24 protein-coding genes and 1 pseudogene are annotated in these 26,338 nt (G+C 54.1%); 14 read left to right on the forward strand and 11 right to left on the reverse strand.

The features are described 5' to 3' along the window. Positions 1 to 105 precede the first annotated feature (105 nt). The 3 genes from DK872_RS10850 to DK872_RS10860 all read left to right on the forward strand — a co-directional run bounded on the left by DK872_RS10850 (position 106) and on the right by DK872_RS10860 (position 4,484). Entirely contained in the window at positions 106 to 1,929 is a 1,824-nt protein-coding gene (locus DK872_RS10850) for a DUF2264 domain-containing protein (protein ID WP_161518402.1), read from the forward strand. Between the two features lie 63 nt (positions 1,930 to 1,992). Further along, positions 1,993 to 3,261 (forward strand): oligosaccharide MFS transporter, encoded by a 1,269-nt coding sequence (locus DK872_RS10855; RefSeq protein WP_007370113.1) that lies wholly within the window; start codon positions 1,993 to 1,995, stop codon positions 3,259 to 3,261. A gap of 32 nt (positions 3,262 to 3,293) precedes the next feature. After that, the gene (locus tag DK872_RS10860) at positions 3,294 to 4,484 is read left to right on the forward strand and encodes a glycoside hydrolase family 88 protein (RefSeq protein WP_161518351.1); all 1,191 of its coding nucleotides are present in this window, start codon (positions 3,294 to 3,296) and stop codon (positions 4,482 to 4,484) included. Between the two features lie 77 nt (positions 4,485 to 4,561). On the opposite strand, the gene DK872_RS10865 is transcribed toward DK872_RS10860, so the two are convergent. From DK872_RS10865 to qseB, 4 genes are all read right to left on the reverse strand, one after another. Beyond that, entirely contained in the window at positions 4,562 to 4,876 is a 315-nt protein-coding gene (locus DK872_RS10865) for a putative quinol monooxygenase (RefSeq protein ID WP_007370115.1), read from the reverse strand. Positions 4,877 to 4,910: 34 nt separating this feature from the next. Beyond that, positions 4,911 to 5,492, reverse strand: a complete 582-nt coding sequence (locus DK872_RS10870; RefSeq protein ID WP_007370116.1) for an NAD(P)H-dependent oxidoreductase — start codon at positions 5,490 to 5,492, stop codon at positions 4,911 to 4,913. Between the two features lie 106 nt (positions 5,493 to 5,598). Next, positions 5,599 to 6,945 carry a quorum sensing histidine kinase QseC gene (gene qseC, locus DK872_RS10875; protein WP_161518352.1) on the reverse strand — a complete coding sequence of 449 codons (1,347 nt, stop codon included), beginning with the start codon at positions 6,943 to 6,945 and terminating at the stop codon, positions 5,599 to 5,601. Further along, positions 6,942 to 7,601: a quorum sensing response regulator transcription factor QseB gene (gene qseB, locus DK872_RS10880; protein ID WP_161518353.1), complete on the reverse strand. Its 660-nt coding sequence runs from the start codon at positions 7,599 to 7,601 to the stop codon at positions 6,942 to 6,944. The genes qseC and qseB overlap by 4 nt, the downstream gene beginning before the upstream one ends. 147 nt (positions 7,602 to 7,748) lie before the next feature. Between qseB and DK872_RS10885 the strand changes: the two genes are divergently transcribed. The 5 genes and pseudogenes from DK872_RS10885 (at position 7,749) to DK872_RS10905 (ending at position 15,294) form a co-directional block, all read left to right on the forward strand. Beyond that, positions 7,749 to 8,138: a YgiW/YdeI family stress tolerance OB fold protein gene (locus DK872_RS10885; RefSeq protein WP_007370119.1), complete on the forward strand. Its 390-nt coding sequence runs from the start codon at positions 7,749 to 7,751 to the stop codon at positions 8,136 to 8,138. Between the two features lie 117 nt (positions 8,139 to 8,255). Then, positions 8,256 to 10,514: a DNA topoisomerase IV subunit A gene (gene parC, locus DK872_RS10890; protein WP_007370120.1), complete on the forward strand. Its 2,259-nt coding sequence runs from the start codon at positions 8,256 to 8,258 to the stop codon at positions 10,512 to 10,514. A gap of 222 nt (positions 10,515 to 10,736) precedes the next feature. After that, on the forward strand, positions 10,737 to 11,474 hold the full coding sequence (locus tag DK872_RS10895; RefSeq protein ID WP_035889663.1) for a 1-acylglycerol-3-phosphate O-acyltransferase: 738 nt from the start codon (positions 10,737 to 10,739) through the stop codon (positions 11,472 to 11,474). A 72-nt stretch (positions 11,475 to 11,546) separates the two neighbouring features. After that, positions 11,547 to 12,959 carry a cell division protein FtsP gene (gene ftsP / locus DK872_RS10900; RefSeq protein ID WP_035889661.1) on the forward strand — a complete coding sequence of 471 codons (1,413 nt, stop codon included), beginning with the start codon at positions 11,547 to 11,549 and terminating at the stop codon, positions 12,957 to 12,959. Positions 12,960 to 13,042: 83 nt separating this feature from the next. Further along, positions 13,043 to 15,294: pseudogene (locus tag DK872_RS10905) on the forward strand (YgiQ family radical SAM protein). 60 nt (positions 15,295 to 15,354) lie between these two features. Here the strand turns inward: DK872_RS10905 and dkgA are convergent. Continuing rightward, positions 15,355 to 16,182 carry a 2,5-didehydrogluconate reductase DkgA gene (gene dkgA, locus DK872_RS10910; RefSeq protein WP_007370124.1) on the reverse strand — a complete coding sequence of 276 codons (828 nt, stop codon included), beginning with the start codon at positions 16,180 to 16,182 and terminating at the stop codon, positions 15,355 to 15,357. 101 nt (positions 16,183 to 16,283) lie between these two features. Next, positions 16,284 to 17,447: an alcohol dehydrogenase gene (gene yqhD, locus DK872_RS10915; RefSeq protein ID WP_035889659.1), complete on the reverse strand. Its 1,164-nt coding sequence runs from the start codon at positions 17,445 to 17,447 to the stop codon at positions 16,284 to 16,286. 197 nt (positions 17,448 to 17,644) lie between these two features. On the opposite strand from yqhD, the gene DK872_RS10920 reads away from it, so the two are divergent. Beyond that, positions 17,645 to 18,544: an AraC family transcriptional regulator gene (locus DK872_RS10920; RefSeq protein ID WP_007370127.1), complete on the forward strand. Its 900-nt coding sequence runs from the start codon at positions 17,645 to 17,647 to the stop codon at positions 18,542 to 18,544. A 31-nt stretch (positions 18,545 to 18,575) separates the two neighbouring features. Here the strand turns inward: DK872_RS10920 and DK872_RS10925 are convergent, their stop codons facing one another. Next, complete coding sequence (locus tag DK872_RS10925) at positions 18,576 to 19,235, reverse strand: DedA family protein (RefSeq protein WP_007370128.1); 660 nt, start codon at positions 19,233 to 19,235, stop codon at positions 18,576 to 18,578. Between the two features lie 116 nt (positions 19,236 to 19,351). Next, positions 19,352 to 20,539 (reverse strand): cystathionine beta-lyase, encoded by a 1,188-nt coding sequence (gene metC, locus DK872_RS10930; RefSeq protein WP_161518354.1) that lies wholly within the window; start codon positions 20,537 to 20,539, stop codon positions 19,352 to 19,354. A 252-nt stretch (positions 20,540 to 20,791) separates the two neighbouring features. Here metC and exbB point away from each other — a divergent pair, with 252 nt between their 5' ends. Next, on the forward strand, positions 20,792 to 21,523 hold the full coding sequence (exbB, locus tag DK872_RS10935) for a tol-pal system-associated acyl-CoA thioesterase (RefSeq protein ID WP_035889656.1): 732 nt from the start codon (positions 20,792 to 20,794) through the stop codon (positions 21,521 to 21,523). Between the two features lie 6 nt (positions 21,524 to 21,529). Continuing rightward, positions 21,530 to 21,955: a TonB system transport protein ExbD gene (gene exbD / locus DK872_RS10940; RefSeq protein ID WP_007370131.1), complete on the forward strand. Its 426-nt coding sequence runs from the start codon at positions 21,530 to 21,532 to the stop codon at positions 21,953 to 21,955. 84 nt (positions 21,956 to 22,039) lie between these two features. Here the strand turns inward: exbD and DK872_RS10945 are convergent, their stop codons facing one another. Together DK872_RS10945 and DK872_RS10950 are read right to left on the reverse strand one after the other, a co-directional pair. Further along, a complete protein-coding gene (locus tag DK872_RS10945) occupies positions 22,040 to 22,504 on the reverse strand; it encodes a hypothetical protein (protein ID WP_035889654.1) in 465 nt (154 codons plus the stop codon). After that, positions 22,497 to 22,901 carry a hypothetical protein gene (locus DK872_RS10950; protein ID WP_007370133.1) on the reverse strand — a complete coding sequence of 135 codons (405 nt, stop codon included), beginning with the start codon at positions 22,899 to 22,901 and terminating at the stop codon, positions 22,497 to 22,499. The genes DK872_RS10945 and DK872_RS10950 overlap by 8 nt, the downstream gene beginning before the upstream one ends. 102 nt (positions 22,902 to 23,003) lie before the next feature. Here DK872_RS10950 and DK872_RS10955 point away from each other — a divergent pair, with 102 nt between their 5' ends. After that, positions 23,004 to 23,510, forward strand: coding sequence for an ESA_00282 family adhesion-associated protein (locus tag DK872_RS10955; protein WP_007370134.1), 507 nt, complete (start codon positions 23,004 to 23,006; stop codon positions 23,508 to 23,510). Positions 23,511 to 23,597: 87 nt separating this feature from the next. Next, the gene (locus DK872_RS10960) at positions 23,598 to 24,092 is read left to right on the forward strand and encodes a TIGR00645 family protein (RefSeq protein WP_007370135.1); all 495 of its coding nucleotides are present in this window, start codon (positions 23,598 to 23,600) and stop codon (positions 24,090 to 24,092) included. Positions 24,093 to 24,146: 54 nt separating this feature from the next. Here the strand turns inward: DK872_RS10960 and DK872_RS10965 are convergent, their stop codons facing one another. Further along, positions 24,147 to 25,187, reverse strand: a complete 1,041-nt coding sequence (locus DK872_RS10965; protein ID WP_035889653.1) for an aldo/keto reductase — start codon at positions 25,185 to 25,187, stop codon at positions 24,147 to 24,149. A gap of 164 nt (positions 25,188 to 25,351) precedes the next feature. On the opposite strand from DK872_RS10965, the gene yghX reads away from it, so the two are divergent. Continuing rightward, entirely contained in the window at positions 25,352 to 26,239 is an 888-nt protein-coding gene (gene yghX, locus DK872_RS10970; RefSeq protein WP_161518355.1) for a YghX family hydrolase, read from the forward strand. The last annotated feature ends 99 nt before the right edge of the window (positions 26,240 to 26,338 follow it).

Raw genomic sequence — 26,338 nt, forward strand, 5'->3', positions numbered from 1 at the left:
TCCTCAACAACGGGTTCAGCTAAAGCTTGGCGGTGTGACAGAGCTAACATTTCCCCTTCCTGGCGATTCACTATGCTTCTGCCACACGATACGGGAGAGAAACCTATGCAGGCGGCGGAAGTGAAAACCTCAAATCCATTGTCATCCCGCGCGGAGGTAGCCTGCGCGTTGACGCAGATGCTGGACGCGCTGGATAAGCAGTTTCCACAGGGCGCAGCGCGATTTTCGCTGGGAGCAACCAGCGCGCATTACAGCGTAGATATTGCCGAAATGGAGGGGCTGTCCCGCGCGTTGTGGGGGTTGTTTCCGTTGATGGCGGGCGGCGATGTGGAAACGTTCAGCGATAAATATCTGACGGCCATTAAGCGCGGTACCGATCCACAATGTGCCGGTTTCTGGGGGAAAACAGGGCCGTACGATCAGCGGCTGGTGGAGATGGCCGCTTACGGTCTGGGGCTGGCGTTACTCGGCGATAAGCTGGCGGTGAAATTCAGCGAGACTGAGGCCGATAATCTGCATCAGTGGCTTAATCAAATCACCGATGCTGAGATGCCCGACAGTAACTGGAATTTCTTTGCCATCATGGTGCAACTGGGGTTTAAACGCGCCGGATTACCCTGGGAGCCAGCAGCTATCGCACACCGTTTTCACCTGATGGATGCCTATTACCTTGGCGACGGCTGGTATTCCGATGGTCCTGGCCGACCAAAGGATTACTACATTTCGATGGCGTTCCATTTCTATGGCCTGATCTACGCCACGCTGAATGGGGAAGAGGATGCAGAACGCGCGGCGATTATCCGCCAGCGAACCAGCCTGTTTGCACAGGACTTTATCTATATGTCGGCGGCAGAAGGGGAGTCCGTGCCGTTTGGCCGCAGCCTGACCTACCGTTTTGCGATGGTGGCTTTCTGGAGCGCGGTGGCGTTCTCCGGGCTGGAGGTCTTTTCACCCGGCGTGGTGAAAGGGCTGATCCTGCGCCATTTGCGCTGGTGGCTACGGCAGCCGATTTTCGATCGCGACGGCATCCTGACGCTCGGTTTTGCTTATCCGAACCTGGCGATGTGCGAAGACTACAACTCGCCGGGCTCGCCCTACTGGGCGCTGAAAGTCTTTTTGATCCTTGCGCTGCCGGAATCCCATACCTTCTGGCGATCGGAAGAGCTGCCGCTCCCCGCGCTGGCTCCACAGCGCGTTATTCCGCCGGCGGGGCAGATCCTCGTGCATACCGATCAATCACGGCATGTCTGGATGCTGACGTCCGGTCAGTTGGAACTGAACAACTACGTCAATACCGAGGCGAAATACACCAAATTTGCCTACTCCAGCCGGTTCGGTTTCACCATTGAACGTGGGCGCTATGGCATCAAGCATGCGGCCTGTGATTCGATGCTGTTACTCAGTGAAGGTGATAACTACTTCCGCGGCCGCCGCGAATGTGACGAGGTTGTGGTCAGCCCACAGGCGATTTTCTCCTGCTGGTCACCGTGGCATGACGTGCAGATCTCGACGTGGCTTATTCCCTGTGAAAACTGGCATTTACGCGTGCATCGCATTGATTCACAACGCCATTTACAGAGCGTCGAGGGCGGTTTTGCGGTGCTGAAAGCCCCGCATCGTCATGAGCAAAACGGCAGCCTGGTAGCGGCGGAAAATGGCGTCAGCGGTATTTTCGAACTGCTGGCTGATAATCCGCGGGAAGCTGACAGCGTGGTAACGCCGCCGAACAGCAGCATTATGTTTGCTCCTTGCGCCTCCATTCCTGTGCTGCGCGGCACGATAATGCCGGGCCGGCAATGGCTGGCCTGTGCGGTGCAGGCGGCCGTGACAGAGCAGGTGTTTCATTCGCACTTACCGCAATTATCCATAGAAGAAGATGCGCTGGTGATCCATTCGCCCGCGCAGGAAAAAATCGTCATTACATTTTAATTAAACGCCCGGCTGCGGCCGGGTAAATATCTCTGAACCCTACATGCTTTCGTCGAGGATAGTATGGAAAGAATAGCCATTAATAATAAAGCAGAGTATTACAAAATCAGCAGCTTTATATTTCTCTACTTTTTTACCTGGTCCGCCAGTATTGGTTTGCTGGCTATCTGGTTGGGGCAAAAAGCCAATCTTAGCGGAACGGTAATTGGTACTGTATTTGCTATTAATGGGATATTTTCAGTGATCCTGAAACCAATATATGGTTATATCCTGGATAAAATCGGCATGAGCAAATATTTGCTCTATTTTGTTGTGCTGATGTCTGCGCTGATGGCACCATTTTTTATCTACGTGTATCAACCGCTACTTATTTCCAATACCTTAGTGGGCATTATTGTCGGCGCGATTTATTTAAGTTTTGCCTGGTATGCCGGGGTTGCTGCCTGCGAATCCTATACCGATCGTTACAGTCGCTTAAACGGCATGGAGTTCGGGCAAATCCGCATGTGGGGATCGCTCGGCTGGGCTGTTGCATCGTCGTTTTCCGGCCTGCTGTTTAACCTCTCGCCAGCTTATAACTTCATCATGGGTTCTGTTGCCTCGCTGATCATGCTGGTGGTTCTACTGAGCCTGAAAGTGAATGTCCACTCCGCTCACGCCAGCGATGTGCTGACGAAAGAGAAAATCGTGCCAGCGGATGTTTACGCGCTGCTGCGTAACCGCAAATTCTGGGCTTTCTGCCTGTATGTTGCAGGCGTGGCGTGGATGATGTTTATCGCGGAACAGCAGTTCTCCCGCTACTTTGTCACCTTCTTTACGGATATCCACCAGGGCAACGCGGTGTTTGGTTACCTGGGCACGGTGCAGTCCGGCATGGAATTTGTCATGTATATGGTGATCCCGCTGTTCGTTAATTTTATCGGTGCAAAGCGCGGGTTGCTGATTGTCGGGTTGGTAGTGGGCGCGCGGCTGATTATTTCCGGGCTGTGCGAATCGCATCTGCTGATTTCGGTATTAAAACCGCTGTACGGTCTGGAAATCTGCCTGCTGTTGGTGTCGGTATTTAAATATATCGCCGAGCATTTTGATAAGCGGGTTAACGCCACCATGTATTTATTAGGTTATCAGGCCATGCTGTATGTCGGTAATGTGGTGGTCTCTTCTCCGGCCGGAATATTATATGACCGTATCGGCTTTGAAAATACCTACATCATTATGGGCTGTATTGCACTGAGCTTTACTTTTATTTCGTTATTTACCTTGTCTGCCTGCCAGAGCAAATGGCGACAACATGGACCATTAGATATTGCCCGCGATAATGCAGCGCGCTGATCTTATTTTCTGTAACAACAAGGAACCGAAATATGTTAAGTAAAATCGTTGAGGAAACGTTACGCGATTATCCGGGCACGCCGATGGATGTGCAGTCGTTTAAAGATGAACTGGATTCCGCGCGTGCGCATACCCTTGAACTGATTCGCCGTCATTTAACGGATTTCGGTGATAAATTCCCCGCCGAAACCTGCGTCCAGGGGTATTATCCGCTGACCGAAAATGTTGAGTGGACCACCAGCTTCTGGACCGGGCAATTGTGGCTGGCGTGGGAGATGAGCGGCGATGACGGTTTCCGTGCGATGGCGGAGCGCCACGTGCGCTCGTTTGGTCTGCGCATTGCCGGACGTCACGATACCAACACACACGATCTGGGCTTCTTATATACGCTCTCCTGCGTGGCGGCCTGGCGTCTGACCAGCAATCATGAGGCGCGCGGGTTTGCCCTGCTGGCTGCCGAAGCACTGCTGGAACGCTTTCACGAGAAAGCGCAGATCATCCAGGCGTGGGGCGATTTGCAGGATCCTGAGCAGGCCGGGCGCATGATTATCGACTGCAACATGAATCTGCCGCTGCTTTACTGGGCCAGTGAGCAGACCGGGGATCGGCGCTTTGCCCAGGCTGCGCAGGCACATGTACAGCAAGCGGCGAAATACCTGATCCGTGAAGATGCTTCCACTTTTCACACGTATTATATGGACGTGCAAACGGGCGCACCGTGCTATGGCAACACGCAGCAGGGGTATGCCGATGACTCCTGCTGGTCGCGCGGCCAGGCGTGGGGGATTTATGGTTTCCTGCTGAGCTTTATTTACACCGGTGATAAAGAGATGGTGGCGCTGTCGAAACGGCTGGCGAATTACTTCCTCAACCGTCTACCGGAAGATGCGGTGTGCCACTGGGATCTGGCGCTGGTGGGCAGCGATGCGCTGCGTGACTCCTCTTCGGCGGCGATTGCGGTGTGCGGCTTGCTGGAAATGATTAAACATCTGCCGGTGACCGATCCCGATCGCGCGCGCTATCAACAATGGGCGATGCGCATTATGTCGTCGCTGGGTAAGCACTACCTGGCCGGGAAAAATGAAGCCACGACCGGGCTGCTGAAACATTCGGTCTACCATCTGTCGGGCAATAAAGGGGTGGATGAGTGCTGTAGCTGGGGGGATTACTTCTATGTGGAGGCGCTGGCGCGCTTTTCGCAGAGCTGGAAACTGTACTGGTAGAAATAAAAATGCCGGATAGCGGCTGCGCTTATCCGGCTTTCGTCACTTCCCCTCGCCGTGCGGTGAGGGTCGCATGCTCAAAGACCCGCTTGCAGAATGCGGATATGCGTTTCCAGCACGTCGCTTTTGACCGCTTCGCTCCACGCTTTCATGTGCGGCGTTTGCAGGTGCGCTTCAAGATGCGCCACGCTTTCCCACAGCTCCACCATCATAATGGAATCCGGCGCAGTAGCCTGGAAACTAACGCCCGCAGCGTGATCGACCAGCGGCTCATAGCCGTGACAACCCTCTTCCTGCAACACAACAGGAACGATTTTCGCGAACTGATCGAGCACCGCCTGGCGATGATGCTGCCCGGGACGGGTACGGATTTCGGCAATAACTGTCAACATAATTGGCTAACTCCTTCTAAGTCCAGCTACACAGTTAAGCAAAAATCTCCGCCAGATGCTTGCGATATTCTGCGATATAGCGCGGCACGTCAGGCATTTTAATCACGTCATTGGTGATAAAGGTCGGCAGCGCTTCCATGCCGAGGAACTGATTCGCTTTGTGGAACGGCAGGTAAACACCATCAACGCCGACACCGTGGAAGAACTGATCTTTCTCGGTGAACGCTTCCATCGGCGCATTCCAGGTCAGCGACAGCATATAGGTTTTGCCCTGAATCAGACCGCCGGAACCGTATTTTTTGGAGGCATCGGAACGGGTACGGCCATCGCTGGCGTACAGTGAACCGTGACCTTCGGTGAACACGTCATCCATATATTTCTTCACCGTCCACGGCGCGCCCATCCACCAGCCCGGCATCTGCCAGATAATGGTGTCGGCCCACAGGAAGTTCTGCACTTCCGCCTTGATGTCGTACTCGCCGTCGGTACGCACGGTTTTAACATCATGTCCGAGGTCGCGCAGATAGCTTTCCGCGACTTCGGTCAGGGTGTCGTTCAGTTGACCATTAGAGTGCGCGAATTTTTTCGCACCGTTGATAATCAGAATATTGCTCATGGGATGTCCTCAATCAAAATCGAATGACGGCAATGTTACCCTGAACATCGGCACGGAAAAATTGGCAAAAAGTGCAAAGACTTTTACGTTGGGGGCAATAATCGCGTTACCACGTTATTTGCGCGACAAAGCCTCCCTCAGGATGATTGCTGAAGGAAACCGACATGTGATGCAGCCTGGCGATGCGTTTAACAATCGACAAACCGAGCCCGCTGCCGGTGGCGCTTTGCCCTGGCGGGCGGTAGAAACGCTCACCGGCGCGCTTTTGCATCTCATCGCTCATGCCGGGGCCGTTATCCCGCACGGTCAGTGAGTGGCTATCGAGCGTGACATCCACCGTGCTTCCCGGCGGGCTGTAGCGGATCGCATTATCCAGCAGATTGCGGATCAGCAGGCTGAGCAACAGCGGCTGGCCTTCGCGGCTGACGGAGGGCGTATTCAGATGTAAACGCACTTCAATACCCGCTTGTTGCGCCGGGTGATAAATATCCATGATGGCCGATTGCAATACGTTCTCCAGCGCAACGGTTTCGATATCCGCCAGATTATCCAGCGAATCCAGCCTTGATAAGGTGAGTAACTGATCAACCAGGCGTGTAGCGCGATCAATACCGCGATGCAGCTGGGAGAGCGCCTTTTGCAGCGCTTCGGGGTCGTCATCGGAAAGCTGCGCCACTTCGGTTTGTACTTTCAGCGCCGCCAGCGGGCTACGCAGCTCATGCGCGGCATCTGAGGTGAAGCGCCGCTCGCGCAGCATCATGGTGTGCGTGCGGGCAAAAAGCTGATTCAGCGCATCGACTAGCGGCCGCACCTCGCTGGGCACGCCTTGCGTATTGAGTGGTTGAGCGAGATCCGGCGCGCGATGCCGCAGTGCCAGCGCCAGTTTTTTCAGTGGCCGCAATTCAATACTCAGCAGCACGATCAGTAAGATCAGCATTAATGGCAGGGCCACCAGCCAGGGCGTGAGCTGGGAGGTAATGATCTCCAGTGCCATCTCCTGGCGATATTCCCACTCCTGGCCGACCACAATGCGGAAGGTATTGTCCGGTGCGGTCAGCCAGAGAAAACGCCAGCGTTCGTCATCATCGCGCAAATGACCATTATCAAAACCTTCGCGCCGGTAGCTGTAAGGGATCTCTTTGCCGTTTTCGCCGTCGTGCAGCAGCATTTTGCCGTCGGTTGAATAGATGGCGAATGCCAGCGCGTCATCGTCCAGATGACCGTGTTTGATCTTCTTGCTGGCGATCTGCGGCGCGGGATTTTTAAGCTGTTTAAATTCCATCACGCTTAAGCGTTTGGCAAACAACATTTGCTGCGTATCAAACAATTTATCGAGCTTTGAACGCGTCTGATCCCAGGCCACCAGGCTGGCGCACAGCCAGGCCGCCATAGCCAGCAGAAAGAAGAGTAGGGTCAGGCGCAGACGCAGACTCAGTGGACGGGCAATTTTCATGCGTCTCCCAGCGTATAACCGATGCCATGAACGGTGCGGATAAACGCGCTACCGAGCTTGCGCCGCAAGTGGTGGACATGCACTTCAACCGCGTTGCTGGAGACTTCATCGTCCCAGTTATAGAGTTTTTCTTCGATTAATTTACGCGGCAACACGCGTCCGGCGTTGCGCAGCAACAGCTCCAGCAGGGCAAACTCTTTCGGCTTTAACACCAGCGTTTCGCCCTCAAGCGTGGCAATCAGGCTGACAGGATCAAGGGTTACCGGGCCGTGTCGCAGCACGCTTTGCGTCTGCCCGTGGGTGCGGCGAATAAGCACTTCCAGCCGGGCGGCGACTTCGACCAGCGCAAAAGGTTTGCACAGATAATCATCCGCGCCCAGGCGCAAACCTTCGACACGCTGGTCAATGGCATCGCGGGCGGTGAGGATTAATACCGGTTCGCTGCGTTTTTGGCTGCGCCAGTGGCGAAGAATATCCAGCCCGTCAATGCCTGGCAGCGTTAAATCCAGGATCACCGCATCGTAAGGCGCGGCAAATAACGCGGCCTGGCCCTGCTTGCCATCGCTGAACCAGTCAACGCTAAATCCTTTTTTGCTCAGCCCGGCTTTGATGCCATCGCCGATGAGCGGGTCATCTTCAATCAATAAAATGCGCACATCGCCTCCTTTCTCACTCGACTTTCACGCAGTTAAACCGTTTGCGACAAGTAATGTACAGCGGAAATTTTTCTTTTCTCCCCTTAAGAAGTTGTTAAGAAGTTGCAGGTTAAATGAGCGGAAACCACAGGAAAAGGGAGAGAAAAGATGAAGAAGATTTCTGCAATTATCGCCGCTATTGCACTGTGTTCCGCCCCCGCTTTCGCGGCAAATCAGGGGGGCTTTACCGGTCCGGGATCTGCGCAGCAGAGCGGTGGATTTACCGGCCCGGACAGCAGCAAAGCGACCGTCGAAAGCGCTAAGTCGCTGCGTGACGATGCCTGGGTTACGCTGCGTGGCAACATTGTCGAGCGCCTCTCTGACGATACTTATTTATTTAAGGATGCAACCGGCACCATCAATGTCGATATCAACCGTAAACGCTGGAATGGCGTGACGGTCGGGCCACAGGATGTGGTCGAAATTCAGGGCGAAGTCGATAAAGACTGGAATTCAGTGGAAATCGACGTCAAAGAGATTCGCAAAGTCACTCAGTAAGCGCCTGTTGTGCGCGAAAAATCGCTCATCGCTATGACTCTTCGCCGCAGATAAGGTAGTATCTGCGGCAATATTGCCGCCGCACAGGCGGCCGCATACGTTGAGGAATCTCGATTAATGAGCGATATGGCAGAGCGCCTTGCGCTGCATGAATTTACGGAAAACGCATACCTGAACTACTCCATGTACGTCATCATGGATCGTGCGTTGCCGTTTATCGGTGATGGCCTGAAACCGGTTCAGCGCCGCATCGTTTACGCAATGTCAGAGCTGGGGTTGAACGCCAGCGCGAAGTTTAAAAAATCCGCCCGTACGGTCGGCGATGTATTGGGTAAATACCATCCGCACGGCGATAGCGCCTGTTACGAAGCGATGGTGCTGATGGCGCAGCCGTTCTCCTACCGCTATCCGCTGGTGGATGGCCAGGGCAACTGGGGCGCGCCGGACGATCCGAAATCCTTCGCCGCCATGCGTTATACCGAATCCCGCCTGTCGAAATACGCCGAACTGCTGCTCAGTGAACTGGGCCAGGGCACCGTTGACTGGGTGCCGAACTTCGATGGTACGTTGCAGGAGCCGAAAATGCTGCCTGCACGGTTGCCGAACATCCTGCTGAACGGCACTACCGGTATTGCGGTTGGGATGGCGACAGACATTCCGCCGCACAACCTGCGTGAAGTGGCGAATGCCGCCATCGCCCTGATTGAACAGCCGAAAACCACGCTCGATCAACTGCTGGATATTGTGCAGGGGCCGGATTATCCGACTGAAGCAGAGATCATCACCTCCCGCGCTGAAATTCGTAAAATTTACCAGAACGGTCGCGGCTCGGTGCGCATGCGCGCGGTGTGGAAAAAAGAGGATGGCGCAGTAGTGATCACGGCGCTGCCGCATCAGGTTTCCGGCGCGCGCGTGCTGGAGCAGATTGCCGCCCAGATGCGCAATAAAAAGCTGCCGATGGTCGATGATCTGCGTGACGAGTCGGATCATGAAAACCCGACGCGTCTGGTGATTGTGCCGCGCTCTAATCGCGTGGATATGGAGCAGGTGATGAATCACCTGTTCGCCACCACCGATCTGGAAAAGAGCTATCGCATTAACCTGAACATGATCGGTCTGGATGGTCGCCCGGCGGTGAAAAACCTGCTGGAGATCCTTACCGAATGGCTGGCGTTCCGCCGCGATACCGTACGTCGCCGTCTGAACCATCGTCTGGAGAAAGTGCTTAAACGCCTGCATATCCTTGAAGGTTTGTTGGTGGCGTTTCTCAATATCGACGAAGTGATCGAAATTATCCGTACTGAAGATGATCCGAAACCGGCGTTGATGTCGCGTTTTGGCATCAGTGAAACGCAGGCGGAAGCGATCCTTGAGTTAAAACTGCGTCATCTCGCCAAACTGGAAGAGATGAAAATTCGCGGTGAGCAAAACGATCTGGAAAAAGAGCGCGATCAGTTGCAGGCGATTCTGGCTTCCGAGCGCAAGATGGACAATCTGCTGAAGAAAGAGCTGCAGGCTGATGCCACAGCATTTGGCGACGATCGCCGTTCGCCGCTGCATGAGCGTGAAGAAGCGAAAGCGATGAACGAGCATGACATGCAGCCGTCCGAGCCGGTTACCATTGTGCTGTCGCAAATGGGCTGGGTGCGCAGCGCCAAAGGCCATGACATCGATGCGCAGGGTCTGAGCTACAAAGCCGGAGACAGCTGGAAGGCGTCGGTGAAAGGTAAGAGCAACCAGCCCGTGGTGTTTATTGATACCACCGGGCGCAGTTACGCTATCGATCCGATTACGCTGCCGTCTGCGCGCGGCCAGGGCGAACCGTTAACCGGTAAGCTGACGCTGCCGCCGGGCGCGACGGTTGAGCATATGATCATGAGTAACGACGATCAGAAGTTGCTGATGGCTTCCGATGCTGGTTACGGCTTTGTCTGCACCTTCAACGATTTAGTGGCGCGCAACCGCGCCGGTAAAACGCTGATCAGCCTGCCGGATGGGGCGAAAGTGATGCCGCCGCTGGCGATCGACAACGATGACGATATGCTGCTGGCCATCACCACCGCAGGGCGTATGCTGATGTTCCCGGTGAGCGAGTTGCCGCAGTTGTCGAAAGGCAAAGGCAACAAGATCATTGGCATTCCGTCGGCGGATGCGGCGAAAGGTGTTGATAGTCTGGCGCATCTCTATTTGCTGCCGCCGCTCAGCACGCTGACCATCCACGTCGGCAAACGTAAAATCAAACTGCGTCCGGAAGAGTTGCAGAAAGTGCAGGGCGAGCGCGGACGCCGCGGTACGTTGATGCGCGGCTTGCAGAAAATCGACCGCGTGGAGATTGATGCACCTTCCCGTCCGACGGTAGGCGATAGCGAAGAATAATCTTCCTAAAGTGTGCGCCTCTCCTTCCTGGAGGGGCGCATGTACACGTAAAATTTCCCGTAAAAGCGTTGTTTATTCGTGCATTGCGATTAACAATACGTTGTTTTAAAGGCCGCATAACAAAAAGTCCAGACCAGGTAATGGTCATTGGTGGCACAGCCTGTTTTAGCATCATTGCAGGCATGGATATTATGCTCAAAGGTATGGGCTTCAGAGGTCGCTATGCTATTCATTTTTCGTGTAATCATCGTTGTTATTTACTCCATTCTGGTGTGCGTATTCGGGTCAATCTACTGTCTGTTCAGTCCGCGTAATCCTAAGCATGTCGCCACGTTCGGCCATATGTTTGGTCGGCTTGCGCCGGTACTTGGGCTGAAAGTAGAAACTCGCCTGCCGCCGGGCGCTGAGAAATTCGGTAACGCGATTTACATCGCCAACCACCAGAACAACTACGATATGGTTACGGCGTCCAGCATTGTGCTGCCGCCAACGGTGACGGTGGGCAAAAAGAGCCTGCTGTGGATCCCGTTTTTCGGCCAGCTTTACTGGCTGGCTGGCAACCTGCTGATCGACCGTGATAACCGTGCGAAAGCGCACGGCACCATTGCTCAGGTGGTGAAACAGATCCAGAAACGCAATATCTCTGTCTGGATGTTCCCGGAAGGCACCCGTAGCCGTGGACGCGGTCTGCTGCCGTTTAAAACCGGCGCATTTCACGCGGCGATTGCGGCGGGCGTGCCGATTATCCCGGTTTGTGTTTCTACCACCTCTAACAAAATCAACCTTAACCGCCTGCGCAACGGGCTGGCGATTGTTGAGATGCTGCCGCCTATTGATGTGGCGCAGTTTGGTAAAGATCAGGTTCGCCAGTTGGCGATGCACTGCCATGATCTGATGGCAAAGAAGATTGAAGAGCTTGATAAAGAAGTTGCCGAACGCGAAGCAGCCGGCCGGGTTTAATCTTTCGTCACAAAGCAAGTCCGGCGGCGGTATCGCTTTCGGCGTATTGAGTTAGTTTTACACGGAGCAAATATGTCACTCAGTCGGCGTCAGTTTCTTCAGGCATCAGGAGTTGCGCTTTGTGCAGGCGCGGTGCCGCTGAGGGCAAATGCTGCCGGGCAGCAACCCCCGCTGCCGGTTCCTCCTCTACTGGAATCGCGACGCGGCCAGCCGCTATTTATGACGCTGCAACGCGCGCACTGGTCATTTGCTACCGGTACCCGCGCGCAGGTTTCCGGCATTAATGGGCGTTATCTGGGGCCGACCATTCGCGTCTGGAACGGTGACGACGTTAAGCTGATTTACAGTAACCGGCTGGCGGAGAATGTCGCCATGACCGTCAGCGGTTTGCAGGTGCCAGGCCCGCTAATGGGCGGTGCCGCGCGGATGATGACGGCGAACAACGACTGGGCGCCGGTGCTGCCGATCCGCCAGAGCGCGGCGACGCTGTGGTATCACGCCAACACGCCGAACCGCAGCGCTCAACAGGTTTACAGCGGCCTTGCCGGTATGTGGCTGGTGGAAGATGAAATCAGCAAATCGCTGCCGGTGCCGAACCACTACGGCGTGGATGATTTTCCGGTCATTATTCAGGACAAAAGGCTGGATAACTTCGGTACGCCGGAGTACAGCGAGCCGGGGAGCGGCGGATTTGTCGGCGATACCCTGATGGTGAACGGCGCGCAAAGCCCGTATGTTGAAGTTTCGCGCGGGTGGGTGCGCCTGCGCTTACTGAATGCCTCCAACTCCCGCCGCTATCAGTTGCAAATGAGCGATGGCCGCGCGCTGCATGTGATTGCGGGCGATCAGGGGTTTCTACCTGCGCCCGTTTCCGTGAAACAACTGTCGCTGGCGCCCGGCGAGCGTCGCGAAGTGCTGGTGGATATGACCAACGGCGATGAAGTGTCGATCACCTGCGGTGAGGCGGCGAGTTTGATGGACAGACTGCGCGGCATTTTTGAGCCGTCCAGCATTTTAATCTCTACGCTGGTGCTGACGCTGCGTCCGACCGGGCTGCTGCCGCTGGTAACTGATACGCTGCCGATGCGTCTGCTGCCGTCCGATGTCCTGGCCGGCACGCCGACGCGCAGCCGCGATATTACGTTGGGCAGCGATCCGGGCATTAACGGTCAATTGTGGGACACGCAGCGTATTGATATCACCACACAGCAAGGGACATGGGAACGCTGGACCGTGCGCGCAGAAATGCCGCAGTCGTTCCACATTGAAGGCGTAATGTTCCTCGTGCGCAACGTGAACGGCGCGCTGCCGTTCCCGGAAGATCGGGGCTGGAAAGACACGGTGTGGATCGACGGGAAGGTTGAACTGCTGGTGTGGTTTGGTCAGCCTTCATGGCCGCACTTTCCTTTTCAGTTCCAGAGCCAGACGCTGGAAATGGCCGATCGTGGCTCGGTGGGGCAACTGCTGGTCAACCCGTCGGCGTAAATTCCACAGCCTGATAAAGCACTTATCAGGCTTATGTTTCCTGAGCTTTTTGGGCACCGGAAACAAGCGCGTAATACTCCTTCATTTCCCGCTACAATCCGGCGTATAATCGCCGGCCTTTGATTATTTTTTTACCAATTTTGGAAGCAAAATGAGCGCAATATCCCTGATCCAGCCGGATCGTGACCTTTTCTCCTGGCCCCAGTACTGGGCGGCCTGCTTCGGCCCTGCGCCTTTTTTGCCGATGACGCGCGAAGAGATGGATCAACTTGGCTGGGATAGCTGCGACATTATTCTGGTTACCGGCGATGCGTATGTCGATCACCCGAGCTTCGGCATGGCGATTTGCGGCCGTATGCTGGAAGCGCAGGGTTTCCGCGTCGGCATCATTTCGCAGCCGGACTGGAACAGCAAAGACGACTTTATGCGTCTGGGCAAACCAAACCTGTTCTTCGGCGTAACCGCCGGAAACATGGACTCGATGATCAACCGCTATACCGCCGATCGTAAGCTGCGCCACGACGATGCCTACACGGCAGATAACGTTGCCGGTAAACGTCCGGATCGCGCCACGCTGGTGTATACTCAGCGCTGCAAAGAGGCGTGGAAAGATGTGCCGGTGATCCTTGGCGGTATTGAAGCCAGCTTGCGACGTACCGCGCATTACGATTACTGGTCTGATACCGTGCGCCGCTCGGTGTTGATCGATGCCAAAGCGGACATGCTGATGTTCGGCAACGGTGAACGCCCGCTGGTTGAAGTGGCGCACCGCCTTGCCGCCGGAGAACCGATCGCGGAGATCCGCGATGTTCGCAACACGGCGATCATAGTTAAGGAAGCGTTGCCGGGCTGGAGCGGGGTGGATTCCACCCGTCTGGATACGCCGGGCAAAATCGATCCGATCCCGCATCCTTATGGTGAAGATCTGCCGTGCGCGGATAATAAACCGGTCGCACCGCAGGCACAGGAAGTGAAGCGCGTCACCGTTCAGCCGCCGCGCCCGAAACCGTGGGAGAAAACCTACGTGCTGTTGCCTTCCTACGAGAAGGTAAAAAGCGACAAGGTGCTCTACGCGCATGCGTCGCGTATTTTGCATCATGAAACTAACCCCGGTTGCGCCCGTGCGCTGTTACAAAAGCATGGCGATCGTTATATCTGGATCAACCCGCCAGCGATTCCGCTCTCCACTGAAGAGATGGACAGCGTTTTTGCACTGCCGTACCAGCGCGTGCCGCATCCGTCATACGGTAAGAGCCGTATTCCGGCGTACGAGATGATCCGCTTTTCGATCAACATCATGCGCGGCTGTTTTGGCGGTTGCTCTTTCTGTTCCATCACCGAGCATGAAGGGCGCATTATTCAGAGCCGCTCTGAAGATTCGATTATCAATGAAATCGAAGCGATCCGTGATTCGGTGCCAGGTTTTACCGGCGTGATTTCCGATCTGGGCGGCCCGACGGCCAACATGTATATGTTGCGCTGCAAATCGCCGCGCGCGGAGCAAACCTGCCGTCGTCTCTCCTGTGTTTATCCGGATATCTGTCCGCACATGGACACCAACCATCAGCCGACTATCGATCTTTATCGCCGTGCGCGTAGCCTGAAAGGTATCAAGAAGATCCTGATTGCCTCTGGTGTGCGTTACGATCTGGCGGTGGAAGATCCGCGTTATGTGAAGGAACTGGCGACGCACCACGTTGGTGGTTACCTGAAGATCGCCCCTGAGCATACCGAAGAGGGGCCGCTGTCGAAAATGATGAAGCCGGGCATGGGCAGCTACGATCGCTTTAAACAGCTGTTCGATACCTATTCGAAAGAGGCGGGTAAGGAGCAGTATCTGATCCCGTACTTTATCTCGGCGCACCCGGGCACGCGTGATGAGGATATGGTGAACCTGGCGCTGTGGCTGAAACGCCACCGTTTCCGTCTCGACCAGGTGCAGAACTTCTATCCTTCGCCGCTGGCTAACTCAACCACCATGTATTACACCGGCAAAAACCCGCTGTCGAAAATCGACTACAAGAGCGAGGAAGTGGTGGTGCCGAAAGGGGATAAACAGCGTCGTCTGCATAAAGCGCTGCTGCGTTACCACGATCCGGCGAACTGGCCGCTGCTGCGCGAAGCGCTGGAAGCGATGGGCAAAAAACATCTGATCGGTTCACGCCGTGATTGTCTGGTGCCTGCGCCGACGATGGATGAGATGCGCGAAGCACGCCGGCAGAATCGCCAGTCGCGCCCGGCACTGACCAAACACACGCCGATTGTGCACCAGCGCAGCAACGGCAAGAGCGCCGCTGCGGCACCGGCGAAAAAGCGCGCGCCGCGCGTTCGTTAAGCGCAATAAAAAACCCGGCAAAAAAGCCGGGTTTTGTTTATCAATAAACCGGATAAGACATTAACCGCCGAACTGATCCGGATCTGGCCCCAGCCGTTTGCCCTGTTCCAGTTTGGCGATTTCCGCCAGCTCATCTTTGTCCAGACGGAAATCCCAGACATTGAAGTTCTCGGCAATACGCGCCGGCGTGACCGATTTCGGGATCACTATCAGCCCGCTGTCGAGATGCCAGCGGATCACCACCTGCGCCGGTGTTTTGCCGTATTTATCCGCCAGATCGCGGATAATTTTCTGATCAAAAACCCCTTCGCCGCCCTGCGCCAGCGGGCTCCAGGATTCAGTCTGGATCTTGTGTGTGGCATTCCAGGCATGGAGCTGGCGCTGCTGCATCAGCGGATGCAACTCGATCTGGTTGATCACTGGCACTACGCCGGTTTCATCGATGATCTTTTGCAGATGATGAACCTGGAAGTTGCACACGCCGATGCTCTTCACCAGTCCCTGTTTTTGCAGTTCGATCATGCCCTTCCAGGCGTCCACGTAATGATCGATCGCCGGAACCGGCCAGTGCATCAGCCAGAGATCGATATAGTCGAGCTGGAGCTTTTTCAGGCTCTCCTGCAGGGCTTCTGCCGGTCGTTTCTGATCATCGTTCCACAGTTTGGTGGTGATAAAGAGTTCCTCGCGCGCCACGCCTGCACTGGCTAATGCTTTGCCAACGCCGTCTTCATTTTTGTAGGCCGTTGCGGTATCGATAGAACGATAGCCCACTTCCAGTGCTTTATGAATGGCGGTTACCACTTCCTCGTTGCTTGCTTTCCACACGCCAAGGCCGAGCTGCGGCATCAGGTTGCCATCGGAAAGCTTAATCACGGTGGGATGTGTCATGCATTTCTCCTTTCAATGGGCTTACCGGGACGAGCCCGGTAAGGTGGTTTGCATTAAGTGTGGTCGAAAAAACCAAAAACGGTAGCCGGGCTTTTCAGTGCTTAACGTGCCGCTTCGTAGATACGATGACTGACATCCAGCGTGATATCGTGATGTTCACCAAGCTGTGTCATGCCGTGTTCTTCCAGTTTTGCCAGCAACGCCGGGATGGAGCTACCGTCAAGGCCGTAGCCGGAAAGACGCGTCGGTACGCCCATACTTTCGAAGAAGTTGCGGGTGGCTTCGATTGCGGCATCAATGCGCTCATTTTCGGAACCTTCAGTGATATTCCATACGCGTTCTGCATATTGCAGCAGTTTTTCGCGTTTGGTTTCACGTTTTTCATTCCACAGCGCCGGCAGCACAATCGCCAGTGTCTGCGCGTGATCCAGCCCGTGCATTGCGGTCAGTTCATGGCCCAGCATATGGGTTGCCCAGTCCTGCGGTACGCCCGCGCCAATCAGACCGTTCAGCGCCTGTGTCGCTGCCCACATCACGTTGGCACGAACATCGTAGTTTTCCGGTTCCTGCAATGCTTTCGGGCCTTCTTCGATAAGCGTCAGCAGAATACCTTCGGCAAAGCGATCCTGAATTTTGCCGTTCACCGGATAAGTGACGTACTGCTCAACGGTGTGCACGAACGCATCGACCACACCATTCGCCACCTGGCGCGGCGGCAGAGTGTAGGTGTAAACCGGATCCAGCACGGCAAACACCGGCTGGACGAACGCCGAGTGGAATGCCTGCTTGTCACCCGTGGCTTTGCGTGAAACCACGGCACCGGCATTGGATTCAGAGCCGGTAGCGGGCAGTGTCAGCACGGAACCCATCGGAATGGCGCTTTTGATTTCTCTGCCGCCGGTTTGCAGGATGTGCCACGGATCGATGCCGTCAGCATAGTTTGCCGCAGCGGCGATAAATTTGGTGCCGTCCAGCACAGAGCCCCCGCCCACGGCCAGCAGGAAGGTAACGTTTTCTTCGCGGACGATTTTTACGGCTTTCATCAGGGTTTCGTACGTCGGGTTTGGTTCGATACCGCTGAATTCAAGAATGTCCAGCCCTTCCAGTGCGCTGTAAACCTGATCCAGTACGCCGTTTTTCTTCACGCTGCCGCCACCATAAGTGATCAGCACGCGCGCGCCAGTTGGGATTTGCCCACGCAGGTCGGCAATCGCGCCTTTACCAAACAGAATGCGGGTCGGGGTATGCAGATTGAAGTTGTTCATTGCTCGTTCCCTTCTAACTAGAGGTGAAAGAAAAAGGAGGCAGCGGACTGCCTGATGACGGTTATTGTGGGCGTGCGCGTCCACTCTCTCAATGCACATTCCTGCCGATGTCTTGCCTGTTTCTCCATGCGGCTGGAGAAAAAGCACAAAACTCTGCACACTGTGTTCGTCAAAATGTCTTGCCGGAGTAGCGAAAAATGAAGCGTGAAGAGATTTGCCTGCAACTGACAGAAAAAATTAAACGACTGAAAATTAATGAAAACCGTCTGGCTGAGTTATTGCCGGATATTCGCCTGCTGTATGGTACGCAGCCGGGAACCCGTACGCCGGTGATGTACCAGCCAGGGATCGTTTTTCTCTTTTCCGGCCATAAAATTGGTTATATCAATGAAAGGGTGTTCCGTTATGACACCAATGAATATTTGCTGCTGACGGTTCCGCTGCCGTTTGAGTGCGAAACCTTTGCTACGCCGGAGGTGCCGTTGGCGGGGCTGCGCCTAAATGTCGATATCCTGCAATTGCAGGAGCTGCTGATGGATATTGGTGAAGACGAATATTTCCACCCTGGCGCTGCGGCCAGCGGTATCAACTCAGCGGTGCTGTCGGAAGAGATCCTCTGCGCGGCAGAACGTTTGCTGGATGTGATGGAGCATCCGCTGGATGCCCGTATTCTCGGTAAGCAGATTATCCGCGAAATGCTGTACCACGTGCTGACCGGGCCGCGCGGCGAAGCGCTGCTGGCGTTGGTCAGCCGTCAAACGCATTTCAGCCTGATCAGCCGCGTGCTGAAACGTATTGAAAGCCAGTACACGGAAAACCTGAGCGTGGATCAGCTGGCGGCGGAAGCCAATATGAGCGTCTCGGCGTTTCACCACAACTTTAAGTCAGTTACCAGCACGTCGCCGTTGCAGTATTTGAAAACATTCCGCCTGCACAAAGCGCGGATGCTGATGGTGCATGACGGCATGAAAGCCAGCGCGGCGGCAATACGCGTAGGGTATGAAAGCCCGTCGCAATTCAGCCGCGAATTTAAGCGGTATTTCGGCCTGACGCCGGGTGAAGATGTGGCAAGGATCCGCCTGATACAGGGCGCGTAATTTACCCTCTCCCAAAGCGGAGAGGGGAGAATCAGGCATTGCAATACTTTTTCTTCAGCACCACGGTGACCGCGCCGACAAGGCCAATCACCAGCAGGAACAGCGGCAGCAGCATCAGGAAGGTCATCACCTGGTCTTCATGACGTTTGACGAAAGGGATCATGCTGATGGCATAGCCCAGCGACATCACCACGCCAACCCACAGCAGCGCGCTCAGCCAGTTAAACAACTGGAAGCGGCGGTTCGACAGGCCGGAAATACCCGCCATGGTAGGCAGCAGCGTGCGCACAAACGCAAGAAAGCGACCGGCCAGCAGCGCCAGCAGACCATGACGGTCAAACATATAAGTCGCCCGTTCGTGATATTTCACTGGCAGATGCGATAGCCAGCTCTTTACCACCCGCGTATTGCCGAGCCATTTCCCTTGCAGATAACTCAGCCAGCAGCCGAGGCTGGCAGCGGTGGTGAGGATCGCGAGGGTGGAGATGAAGTCCATGCAGCCGCGCGCAACCAGTGCGCCCGCGAGCAGTAAAAGGCTGTCGCCCGGTAAAAATGAGGCAGGAAGCAAGCCGTTTTCTAAAAACAACGTAGCAAACATAACCAGATAAACGACACCGACAACATGTGGATTTGCCAGCGCAGCAAAGTCGTGATGCCAGAGCGCAGCAATAATATCTTGAATAACAGCCATGGACTTTCCTGTGGTACTGCGTAGAGGAGGCTATTGTACTCCAACTCGCCTGAAACACCTTGATCCGGGGCGCAAGAAATAAGAAATTTCCCGCCTTGCTGCCCCGGTCGCCAGGTTTACACGATGCGCTGGAAGCCTGCCACTAAATCTTCAATCAGATCATCAACATTCTCTAAACCGATATGCAGACGGATTAATGTTCCGCTGAAATCGACGCCGCCATCCGGGCGAATCGCCGCGAGCTGTTCTGGCTGGTTCGCCAGAATCAGGGATTCATAGCCGCCCCATGAATAGGCCATGCTGAACAGTTTGAAGTGGTCGAGATATTGCGATAACTCTTCATTGCTCAGTCGCTTATTAAGCACGAACGAGAACAGACCGCTGCTGCCGGTGAAGTCGCGTTTCCAGTATTCATGGCCTTTACTGCCAGGCAGTGCGGGATGGTTAACGCGCGCCACTTGCGGATGCGTTGCCAGCCATTCGGCAATCTTCAGGCTGCTTTCATGATGCTGACGCAAACGGACGCCCAGCGTACGCAGACCCCGGCTGGTCATATAGGCGGTGTCGGAATCGACCATTTGTCCCATCAGGTAGGCATTTTCGCGCAGCTGTTCCCAACAACGTGCATTGGATACCGCCGTACCGATCATGCCGTCGGAGTGGCCAATCAGATATTTAGTGGCGGCCTGAATGGAGATATCAATGTCGAATTCCAGCGCCTTAAACAGGATCCCCGCCGCCCAGGTGTTATCGATCATGATGATCGCCTCTGGCGCGACGCTTCTTACCGCCTGAACGATGGCCGGAACGTCGTGGACTTCCATGGTGATTGAACCGGGAGATTCGAGAAATACCACTTTGGTGTTGGGCTGGATCAGCTTGACGATACTGGCGCCGATCAGCGGGTCAAACCAACTGGTAGTGACGCCCAGTTTGGCGAGAATTTTGGTGCAGAAATCCTGGCTTGGCTCGTAGGCCGTGTTGGTCATCAACACATGATCGCCCTGTTCGACAAACGCCAGAATGGTATTGGCCACCGCTGCCGCTCCGCAGGGGAAGAGCGCACAGCCCGCACCGCCTTCAAGTTCGCACATCGCTTCCTGTAATGAGAAGTGCGTCAGTGTACCGCGACGGCCGTAAAACAATTCACCATTGGCGCGATTGCGCGTGGCATGTTTTTTGGCTTCAACCGTGTCGAATACCAGTGAAGACGCGCGCTGGATAACGCTGTTCACCGAACCCTGCGTGTATTTTTTACTGCGCCCTGCGTTTACCAGAGCGGTATCTATATGCTTCGCCGTCATTGTTGCTCAACCTGTTTTTATACGTCTGGATGTCCAGACTACCATGATTGCGCATTGATGCATCGCCATGTTGGCGGCTGAGCGTTAATTTTTTCGCATTCCGTGCCTTGCGCGGCGGTTTGCTGTGTTAGCGCAAAGAAACAGGCTTCTCTTTACGGCACTATGTAAATACTAATGAGAACCACTATCAATTCGGTGGCATTTTGATATTATTACGCGCAGATTTTGTGATTTGCGTCTCGGAGATACACAGTGGGTAATAATTTGATGCAGACGGATCTATCCGTGTGGGGTATGTATCACCATGCCGACATCGTCGTAAAAATTGTGATGATCGGCCTGATTCTCGCGTCAGTCGTTACATGGGCGCTGTTCTTCAGTAAAAGCGCGGAGATGATCTCGCAGAAGCGCCGCCTTAAGCGCGAGCAGCAGAAACTGGCTGAAGCGCGTTCTTTGGATCAGGCCAGCGAAATTGCCTCCTCTTTCCACGCCAGAAGTCTGAGCCTGTCATTAATTAATGAAGCCCAGAATGAACTGGAGTTATCCGCAGGCAGCGAAGACAACGAAGGCATTAAAGAGCGTACCGGTTTCCGCCTCGAACGCCGTGTTGCGGCGACAGGCCGCCATATGGGGCGCGGCAACGGCTATCTCGCGACGATTGGCGCGATTTCACCGTTTATTGGCCTGTTTGGTACGGTCTGGGGCATCATGAACAGCTTTATTGGTATTGCGCAGACGCAGACCACTAACCTTGCTGTTGTGGCACCCGGTATCGCAGAAGCGCTGCTGGCAACGGCTATCGGCCTGGTAGCGGCAATTCCGGCGGTGGTAATTTATAACGTCTTTGCCCGCATGATTGGCAATTACAAAGCTATGCTTGGCGATGTTGCTGCACAGGTTCTGCTGCTGCAAAGCCGCGATCTTGACCTGGCGGCCAGCAATGCGCAGCCGGTTCGCGCCGCGTCGAAATTACGTGTAGGTTGATTCTCCATGGCAATGCGTCTTAATGAAAACCTGGATGATAACGGCGAAATGCATGAAATTAACGTGACGCCGTTTATCGACGTTATGTTGGTGCTGCTGATTATCTTTATGGTGGCCGCGCCGCTTGCCACCGTTGATGTAAAAGTGAATCTTCCGGCCTCTACCAGCCAGCCGCAGCCGCGTCCGGAAAAACCGGTCTACCTGTCGGTGAAAGCGGATAACACCATGTTCATCGGCAACGATCCGGTAACCGACGAGACGATGGTTAACCAGCTCAATGCCGTGACGGAAGGTAAAAAGGACACCACGATCTTCTTCCGTGCGGATAAAACCGTGGATTACGAGACGATGATGAAAGTGATGGATACCCTGCATCAGGCGGGCTATCTCAAAATCGGTCTGGTGGGCGAAGAGACGGTTAAAGCACACTAAACGCGGTGCTGATAAGCGAGAAAAGCTGGCAAAGGCCAGCTTTTTTTATATCGGATATATGAAGGAATAAAAAAAGCGACACGCTTATTTTAATTTTGTGCCTGCGGTTTTTTCTTGCTTCTCCGGCGCGGTTTTTTGGTTGCCTGATTCTGGCGCGACGGTGGTGACCGTCGTCGTATGGTATTCGCCGTCGCTGAGTTTGCGGCTCAGGCGCAGCGTCGCGGTTTCCCGCGCCAGTAAATGCTGGTAGTTAGCCTCCAGCCGCCCCATGATTTTGTCGCGCAGTTCCGGCTTTAGCTCGATGATGGCATTGATCACCGCGCCGTAAATTTCCTCTTTCACCTGTAACGGGTAGATTTCACGGCGGTTCTGCCATTTCAGGCGCACAAGCGCCGCAGGAATGGAAACCAGCTCATGGGCAATACGGGCAATGGTTTCATTTTTACTGAGTATCAGCGCCTCTTTATTGTGCTCTAAGATAAATTCATCGCTATTTTTGTCATTTAAAGTTAAATAAACATTATTATCGACATCGCTCACGTTATTCATCCCCAAGCTTATAAAATAGTGGCCCGTCCTTTTCGCGAGTAATCAGGTTAAGCCAAATCTCATTCCCGTTTTCATTAATTTGCTGCGTTTTTTCGGTAATTATTTGGCTTAATGCCTGGGGTTCAATCTCGCCCTCTTCCTGTAAGTCATTAAGCAGACGAGCGAATGTCTCGATTTTTACTACCCGCAGCAGACGCTCTTTTATATGGCGATCACGCTCTTCAAGTAACATATTTCTTGACTGCCCACCGCGGCTGGCATTAGCTAATATATCGTTGGCATGATCGTCGAGGGTTGTTTTCCCCTGAGCTAAATTAGCTTCTGTTCCTTCTTCTCCAGGGCTGGTTTCAGCAGTAGAAATATGAAATCGTGCCGGGACAAGATTCTCGGGAAGCATTTCTAATGTCCTTTAATATCAACAAGGAAGAGGGAGTGCGGGCGTGAGGTTCGTTGACAATATCACGGCGCACTTTTAAAATCAAAAAAAAGGAGCCTGCTCATGAACAGTATTTTTTATTCTGTTATTGCTATATTGCTGCTGACGGGCGGCGTACTTTTATTGATGCGTGAGTACAATAAAAAAACTCCCCTTAGTGAAATTGACAATCGCCCTCCGCAGTATCAGCCATTGTCGAAAGAGGAGGGCGAAGATCATTTCTCGGTATTAATGAACGCGATTACTCCGGTATGGTACTGGCGCGTCAACCATGAATATATTGATTTTCTTCATGCGACAATTAAACGTATGAACATGGCGGAATTAAATAGTACGCCGGGTTTATTTGAAGCACAGCGTCGCTGTAGCGATCTCAATTCAGCGGTGTATAAGTATTACGACAATATAAAAAAACGCTGTATCAACGGTGAAAAAGTCTCGCAGTCCGATCTGGATGTCCTCAATCTGCGCCAGTGTTTTCGCGAGTTCAGTATGGAAGCTTATCCGGCGCTGGTGGTGCTGGTCTGGCCTGAGAATCAGCGGCCATGGGTGAACCCGGAGGATGTGTAACCCCGCCAGGCCGGGTGTTGCAAATTGTTTGCCATCCTGAGATATACTGGGCGTCGGTTTCGCTATCTGACAGGACACTAACGCCACATGGAACGCTTTCTGGAAAACGCAATGTACGCCTCGCGCTGGTTGCTCGCCCCGGTCTACTTTGGCCTTTCCCTCGCTTTACTTGCGCTGACGCTGAAATTCTTTCAGGAGATTATTCACGTCCTGCCTAATGTCTTCAACCTGGCGGAAGCCGATCTGATCCTGACGCTGCTGTCGCTGGTGGATATGACGCTGGTGGGTGGGTTGCTGGTGATGGTGATGTTTTCCGGCTATGAGAATTTCGTGTCGCAACTGGATATTGCCGAGCACAAAGAGAAGCTGAACTGGCTCGGCAAAATGGACGCGACTTCGCTTAAGAATAAAGTGGCGGCTTCCATTGTAGCGATCTCTTCGATTCATCTGCTGCGTGTGTTTATGGACGCGAAAAACGTCCCGGACAATAAACTGATGTGGTACGTGATAATTCATCTGACGTTTGTTTTGTCTGCTTTCGTCATGGGATATCTGGATCGCCTGACGCGCCATAATCACTGATAAAAACCGCAAGAGAGTTGAAAGCCGGGCAAGCAGCGCTACCCGGCTTTTTTGTTACTTATCTGACGATGCCTGCCACAGATTCAACTCGCCGTCGGCAACATGTTGATCGATTTGCGCCAGTTCCTCTTCACTGAATGTAAGGTTATTCAGCGCCAGTACGTTCTCTTCGATTTGCTCCGGACGGCTTGCGCCAATCAGCACGGAGGTAACGCGCTGATCTTTCAATAACCAGCTCAATGCCATTTGCGCCATCGACTGCCCGCGATGTTGCGCCATCTCATTGAGTAACCGCAGGCTATTGAGGTTGCTCTGTGTCAGCATTTTCTCCGTCAAACCGCGCACTTTCTTGCCTTCACGCTGCATACGGGAACCTTCCGGAATGCCGTTCAGGTATTTGCCGGTCAGCAGTCCCTGTGCCAGCGGGGTAAACGCGATACATCCCACGCCGTTATCTTCCAGCGTATCGAGCAGGCCGGTTTTGTCGACCCAGCGGTTCAGCAGGTTGTACGAAGGCTGATGGATAAGTAGCGGGATCTTCCACTCGCGCAGCAACGCTGCCATCTGTTGCGTACGTTCAGTGGAGTAAGAAGAGATGCCGACGTACAACGCTTTACCGCTTTGCACCGCCTGGGCGAGTGCTGCAGCGGTCTCTTCCATCGGCGTTTTTTCATCTACGCGGTGCGAATAAAAAATATCCACGTATTCAACGCCCATGCGTTTCAGGCTCTGATCGAGGCTGGCCAGCAGGTATTTACGTGAGCCGCCGGAACCATACGGGCCAGGCCACATATCGTAGCCAGCCTTGGTGGAGATAATGATTTCGTCGCGATAAGCGGCAAAGTCATCGCGCAGCAGGCGACCAAAATTCTCTTCCGCACTGCCCGCCGGCGGCCCGTAGTTGTTGGCTAAATCAAAGTGGGTAATGCCAAGGTCAAACGCTTTACGCAGCAGGGCGCGTTGCGAGTCCCGCGCCTGCCCATAACCAAAACTGTGCCACAAACCGAGGGAAAGCGCGGGTAGTTGCAGGCCGCTTTTACCGCAGTATCGATACTGCATCTGTTCGTAGCGATTCGGATTGGCGAAACCGGGCATGATGTCTCCTTTCTTATCTGGCTTTTATATGAAAATCGAAACAGCGTTTTTATCTTACGTCCGTTTTCTGCTTATCAAAAGGTTATGGTTATATCTGCGCATTTTTTGGGCAAGAACCGTAACGCTATGCTTTGCTTAGAATGGCTAAATGGAGGAGACAGAGAATGACGCGTTTGACAGCGAAAGATTTCCCGCAAGAGTTGCTCGACTACTATGACTACTACGCGCACGGCAAGATCAACAAGCGCGAGTTTTTACAGATAGCTGGCAAATACACGGTCGGCGGCATGACCGCGCTGGCGTTGTTCAACCTGCTAAAGCCCAACTACGCGCTGGCAACGCAGGTCGAATTTACCGATCCGGATATTCGCCCCGAGTACATTACCTATCCCTCGCCCAACGGTCACGGCGAGGTTCGCGGTTATCTGGTTAAACCAACAAAAGCGACGGGTAAAGTGCCAGCCGTAGTGGTGGTGCATGAAAATCGTGGGCTGAATCCGTATATCGAAGATGTTGCCCGCCGCGTTGCCAAAGCCGGTTACATCGCGCTGGCTCCGGATGGTTTAAGCTCCGTTGGCGGCTATCCCGGCAATGATGATGAAGGACGCGAGCTGCAACAAAAAGTCGATCCTACAAAACTGATGAATGACTTCTTTGCCGCCATTGAGTTTCTGCAAAAGCATCCGGATGCCACTGGCAAAGTAGGCATCACCGGCTTTTGTTACGGCGGCGGCGTTGCTAACGCAGCGGCGGTTGCTTACCCGGAGCTGGCCTGTGCGGTGCCGTTTTATGGCCGCCAGCCGCCAGTCGACGGGGTGGCAAAAATCAAGGCGCCATTACTGCTCCACTACGCTGCGCTGGACAAAAACATTAACGAAGGCTGGCCTGCCTATGAACAGGCGCTGAAGGCCAACCACAAGGTGTTTGAAGCTTACATCTACCCGGCCGTTAACCACGGTTTTCATAACGATTCAACGCCGCGCTACGATCGTGCGGCGGCGGAACTGGCCTGGCAACGAACCCTTGGATGGTTTGAAAAATATCTGCATTGAGTGGATCGTTCCTGAAAAAATAGCAGGAAATCTCCATTAGCTGAATGTATCGTTAATCGGTAATTATTGATTTATAACTTTATAAGATGGATTTATTGT

Origin of the sequence: Kosakonia sp. MH5, from assembly GCF_009935945.1 — a bacterium.
Taxonomy (GTDB): domain Bacteria; phylum Pseudomonadota; class Gammaproteobacteria; order Enterobacterales; family Enterobacteriaceae; genus Kosakonia; species Kosakonia radicincitans.

Excerpts from the sequence above, each read along its gene's own strand:
- DK872_RS10960 (WP_007370135.1), top strand. The coding sequence starts at position 23,598 with ATGGAACGCTTTCTGGAAAACGCAATGTACGCCTCGCGCTGGTTGCTC.
- yghX (WP_161518355.1), top strand. The coding sequence starts at position 25,352 with ATGACGCGTTTGACAGCGAAAGATTTCCCGCAAGAGTTGCTCGACTAC.
- exbD (WP_007370131.1), top strand. The coding sequence starts at position 21,530 with ATGGCAATGCGTCTTAATGAAAACCTGGATGATAACGGCGAAATGCAT.
- DK872_RS10955 (WP_007370134.1), top strand. The coding sequence starts at position 23,004 with ATGAACAGTATTTTTTATTCTGTTATTGCTATATTGCTGCTGACGGGC.
- DK872_RS10860 (WP_161518351.1), top strand. The coding sequence starts at position 3,294 with ATGTTAAGTAAAATCGTTGAGGAAACGTTACGCGATTATCCGGGCACG.
- ftsP (WP_035889661.1), top strand. The coding sequence starts at position 11,547 with ATGTCACTCAGTCGGCGTCAGTTTCTTCAGGCATCAGGAGTTGCGCTT.
- DK872_RS10965 (WP_035889653.1), bottom strand. The coding sequence starts at position 25,187 with ATGCCCGGTTTCGCCAATCCGAATCGCTACGAACAGATGCAGTATCGA.
- DK872_RS10950 (WP_007370133.1), bottom strand. The coding sequence starts at position 22,901 with ATGCTTCCCGAGAATCTTGTCCCGGCACGATTTCATATTTCTACTGCT.
- DK872_RS10855 (WP_007370113.1), top strand. The coding sequence starts at position 1,993 with ATGGAAAGAATAGCCATTAATAATAAAGCAGAGTATTACAAAATCAGC.
- DK872_RS10920 (WP_007370127.1), top strand. The coding sequence starts at position 17,645 with ATGAAGCGTGAAGAGATTTGCCTGCAACTGACAGAAAAAATTAAACGA.
- DK872_RS10865 (WP_007370115.1), bottom strand. The coding sequence starts at position 4,876 with ATGTTGACAGTTATTGCCGAAATCCGTACCCGTCCCGGGCAGCATCAT.
- qseC (WP_161518352.1), bottom strand. The coding sequence starts at position 6,945 with ATGAAAATTGCCCGTCCACTGAGTCTGCGTCTGCGCCTGACCCTACTC.
- DK872_RS10945 (WP_035889654.1), bottom strand. The coding sequence starts at position 22,504 with ATGAATAACGTGAGCGATGTCGATAATAATGTTTATTTAACTTTAAAT.
- metC (WP_161518354.1), bottom strand. The coding sequence starts at position 20,539 with ATGACGGCGAAGCATATAGATACCGCTCTGGTAAACGCAGGGCGCAGT.
- DK872_RS10885 (WP_007370119.1), top strand. The coding sequence starts at position 7,749 with ATGAAGAAGATTTCTGCAATTATCGCCGCTATTGCACTGTGTTCCGCC.
- DK872_RS10925 (WP_007370128.1), bottom strand. The coding sequence starts at position 19,235 with ATGGCTGTTATTCAAGATATTATTGCTGCGCTCTGGCATCACGACTTT.
- parC (WP_007370120.1), top strand. The coding sequence starts at position 8,256 with ATGAGCGATATGGCAGAGCGCCTTGCGCTGCATGAATTTACGGAAAAC.
- dkgA (WP_007370124.1), bottom strand. The coding sequence starts at position 16,182 with ATGACACATCCCACCGTGATTAAGCTTTCCGATGGCAACCTGATGCCG.
- DK872_RS10895 (WP_035889663.1), top strand. The coding sequence starts at position 10,737 with ATGCTATTCATTTTTCGTGTAATCATCGTTGTTATTTACTCCATTCTG.
- DK872_RS10850 (WP_161518402.1), top strand. The coding sequence starts at position 106 with ATGCAGGCGGCGGAAGTGAAAACCTCAAATCCATTGTCATCCCGCGCG.
- yqhD (WP_035889659.1), bottom strand. The coding sequence starts at position 17,447 with ATGAACAACTTCAATCTGCATACCCCGACCCGCATTCTGTTTGGTAAA.
- DK872_RS10870 (WP_007370116.1), bottom strand. The coding sequence starts at position 5,492 with ATGAGCAATATTCTGATTATCAACGGTGCGAAAAAATTCGCGCACTCT.